This is a genomic window from Streptomyces sp. NPDC056361, from assembly GCF_042262805.1.
GTDB lineage: Bacteria > Actinomycetota > Actinomycetes > Streptomycetales > Streptomycetaceae > Streptomyces.
Genome location: NZ_JBHJQI010000227.1, coordinates 1 through 3,914 on the forward strand (window position 1 = coordinate 1; position 3,914 = coordinate 3,914).

Consider the following 3,914-nt stretch of genomic DNA (forward strand, 5'->3'; position numbering starts at 1 on the left):
GAGCACCGCGCGGACCCCCGGCGCGGGGTCACTCCCCCCGCATCCACTGCTCCATGACGGACAGCAGGTGATCGGGGTCGACCGGCTTCGTCACATAGGCCGAGGCACCCGACTCGATCGCCTTCTCCTTGTCGCCCTTCATCGCCTTCGCCGTCAGGGCGATGATCGGCAGCCCGGCGAACTGCGGCATCCGCCGGATCGCGGTCGTCGTCGCGTACCCGTCCATCTCCGGCATCATGATGTCCATCAGGACGATCGTCACGTCGTCGTTCTGCTCCAGGACCTCGATGCCCTCCCGCCCGTTCTCCGCGTACAGCACCGCGAGGCCGTGCTGCTCCAGGACGCTGGTGAGCGCGAAGACGTTGCGGATGTCGTCGTCGACGATGAGGACCCGCTCGCCGGAGAAGTTGAAGGTGCGGCGCGGCTCGACCTCCATCTCCTGCTCCACCCGGTCCGGCGCGTGCTGCTCGCCGGGCTGCCCCGGAACCGCTGTCCGCGCCCCGTTCGCGTCCGCCGCGGCCTTGCGCCGGTGCCGGAACAGCGCCCCGGCGCCGGACCGCGCCTCGGTCCGCACGGGCGGCGGCGGGAAGTGCGGGAACGGGTGGATCGCCCCGCCCGTCCCCTCCTCCGCGCCCTGCTGCGAGTCCTCCACGTCCGCCGACCCCTGCCCGTACCCGTGCGAGGGGAGCTCGGTCGGGCTCAGCGGCAGGTAGAGCGTGAAGGTCGAGCCGCGGCCCGGCTCGCTCGCCGCGAAGATCTCGCCGCCGAGCAGCCGCGCGATCTCCCGGCTGATCGAGAGCCCCAGACCCGTACCGCCGTACTTGCGACTGGTCGTGCCGTCGGCCTGCTTGAACGCCTCGAAGATGACCCGCATCTTGCCGGCCGCGATCCCGATCCCGGTGTCGGTCACCGAGAACGCGATGAGCGCGGCCTCCGGGTCGCGCAGCGAACCGGCCTCCAGGAGCTGCTCGCGGATCGACTGCGGCACGTCCGCGCCGGCCGGCCGGATCACCAGCTCCACCGCGCCGGTGTCGGTGAACTTCACCGCGTTGGAGAGCAGGTTGCGCAGCACCTGGAGCAGCCGCTGCTCGTCGGTGTGCAGCGTGGCCGGCAGCTCGGGCGAGACCCGCACCGAGAAGTCGAGCCCCTTCTCCGCCGTCAGCGGCCGGAAGGTGGCCTCGACGTAGTCGACGAGCTGGACGAGCGCGATCCGGGTCGGCGACACGTCCATCTTGCCCGCCTCGACCTTGGACAGGTCGAGGATGTCGTTGATCAGCTGGAGCAGGTCCGAACCGGCCCCGTGGATGGTCTCCGCGAACTCGACCTGCTTCGGCGTCAGATTGGTCTCGGCGTTGTCCGCGAGCAACTTGGCCAGGATCAGAAGCGAGTTGAGCGGCGTACGCAGCTCGTGCGACATGTTGGCCAGGAACTCCGACTTGTAGCGCATGGAGACCGCGAGCTGCTCGGCGCGCTCCTCCAGGACCTGCCGGGCCTCCTCGATCTCGGTGTTCTTCACCTCGATGTCGCGGTTCTGCCGGGCGAGCAGCTCCGCCTTCTCCTCCAGCTCCAGGTTGGAGCCCTGGAGCTCCTTCTGCCGGTGCTCCAGCTCGGCCGAACGCTCCTTGAGCTGCTCGGTGAGCTCCTGCGACTGCTGGAGCAGCACCTCGGTCTTGGTGTTGACGCTGATCGTGTTGACGGTGGTGGCGATCAACTCGGCGATCTGGTTGAGGAAGTCCCGCTGGATCTGCGCGAACGGCTGGAACGAGGCCAGCTCGATCACACCGAGCACCTTGCCCTCGAAGAGCACCGGAAGCACGATCACGTGCGCCGGGGAGGCCTCCCCGAGCCCCGACGAGATCTTCAGATAGCCCGGCGGCACGTTGACCTGGATGGTCCGCTTCTCCTCGGCGGCCGTCCCGATGAGCGTCTCGCCGGGCCGGAACGAGGTCGGCATGGACCCGGTGGAGTACCCGTAACTCCCGCGCATCCGCAGCTCGTACGAGCCGTCGCCCTCACCGACGAGTTCGGCGTCGCTGTGGGCGTGGCCCGTCGGCATGGCGACGAAGAAGGCGCCGTGCTGCGCCGAGACCACCGGCGTCAGCTCGCTCATGATGAGCGAGGCCACGTCGTCGAGGTCCCGGCGGCCCTGCATGAGGCCGGAGATGCGGGCCAGGTTGCTCTTGAGCCAGTCCTGCTCGTCGTTGGCGAGCGTGGTGTCCCGCAGGTTGGCGATCATCGTGTTGATGTTGTCCTGCAGCGCCTGGATCTCACCGGCCGCGTCCACGCCGTCGATCTTGACGTTGAGGTCGCCCCGGGTCACCGCGGTGGCGACGGCCGCGATGGCCCGCACCTGCCGGGTCAGGTTTCCCGCCATCTCGTTCACGGACTCGGTGAGGTCGCTCCAGGTGCCCTCCACGTCCCGGACGCGGGCCTGACCGCCGAGCTGCCCGTCGGTGCCCACCTCCCGGGCCACGCGCGTGACCTCCTCGGCGAAGTTCGAGAGCTGGTCCACCATCGTGTTGATGGTGTTCTTCAGCTCCTGGATCTCACCGCGCGCGTCGATGTCGATCTTCTTGGTCAGGTCGCCCTTGGCGATGGCGGTGGTGACGGCGGCGATCTGCCGCACCTGACCGGTGAGGTTGTCGGCCATCGAGTTCACCGACTCGGTCAGGTCCTTCCAGGTGCCGGAGACGCCCGGCACCCGGGCCTGGCCGCCCAGTTCGCCCTCCGTACCCACCTCGCGGGCCACCCGCGTGACCTCGTCCGCGAAGGACGACAGGGTCGTCACCATCGTGTTGACGGTCTCGGCGAGTTCGGCGACCTCGCCGCGCGCCTCGACCGTCACCTTCTTCGTCAGGTCGCCGTTGGCGACCGCCGCCGAGACCCGGGAGATGTTCCGCACCTGGCTGGTCAGGTTGTTGGCCATCAGGTTGACGTTGTCGCTGAGGTCCTTCCACGTGCCCGTGACGCCGCGCACGCGCGCCTGGCCGCCGAGGATGCCCTCCGTACCCACCTCGCGGGCCACGCGCGTGACCTCGTCCGCGAAGTTCGACAGCTGGTCGACCATCGTGTTGACGGTCGTCACCAGCTCCAGGATCTCGCCCCGGGCGTCGACCGTGATCTTCTTCGACAGGTCGCCCATGGCGACGGCCGTGGTGACCTCGGCGATGTTCCGCACCTGGATGGTGAGGTTGTTCGCCATGAAGTTCACCGACTGGGTGAGGTCCTTCCAGGTGCCGGAGACCCCCTGCACCTCGGCCTGACCGCCCAGCATGCCCTCGGTGCCCACCTCGCGGGCCACCCTCGTCACCTGCTCGGCGAAGTTCGAGAGCTGGTCCACCATCGTGTTGAGGGTGTTCTTCAGCTCCAGGATCTCGCCGCGCGCGTCCACGTCGATCTTCTGCGACAGGTCGCCCCGCGCCACCGCCGTGGCGACCTGCGCGATGTTGCGGACCTGGGTGGTCAGGTTCCCGGCCATGCCGTTCACCGAGTCCGTCAGGTCGCGCCACACACCGGCCACGCCCGGCACCTGCGCCTGGCCGCCGAGGCGCCCGTCGGTCCCCACCTCGCGGGCGACCCGGGTCACCTGGTCCGCGAAGGCGGAGAGCTGGTCGACCATCGTGTTGATGGTGTTCTTCAGCTCCAGGATCTCGCCGCGCGCGTCGACGTCGATCTTCTGCGACAGGTCGCCCCGCGCCACCGCCGTCGTCACCTGGGCGATCTGCCGCACCTGCGACGTCAGGTTGCCGGCCATGAAGTTCACGGAGTCCGTGAGCTCACGCCACCGGCCGGAGACGCCGTCCACGCGCGCCTGCCCGCCGAGCCGGCCCTCCGTGCCCACGTCCCGGGCCATCCGCGTCACCTGGTCGGCGAACGACGACAGCTGCGACACCATCGTGTTGACGGTGTTCTTC

At 69.2% G+C, this 3,914-nt stretch carries 1 protein-coding gene; it reads right to left on the reverse strand.

All coding sequences use genetic code 11. From position 1 onward, the window contains the following. Window positions 1-28: 28 nt before the first annotated feature. A partial coding sequence (locus tag ACFCY7_RS38465) for a HAMP domain-containing protein (RefSeq protein WP_376490734.1) occupies window positions 29-3,914 on the reverse strand: 3,886 nt, incomplete at its 5' end.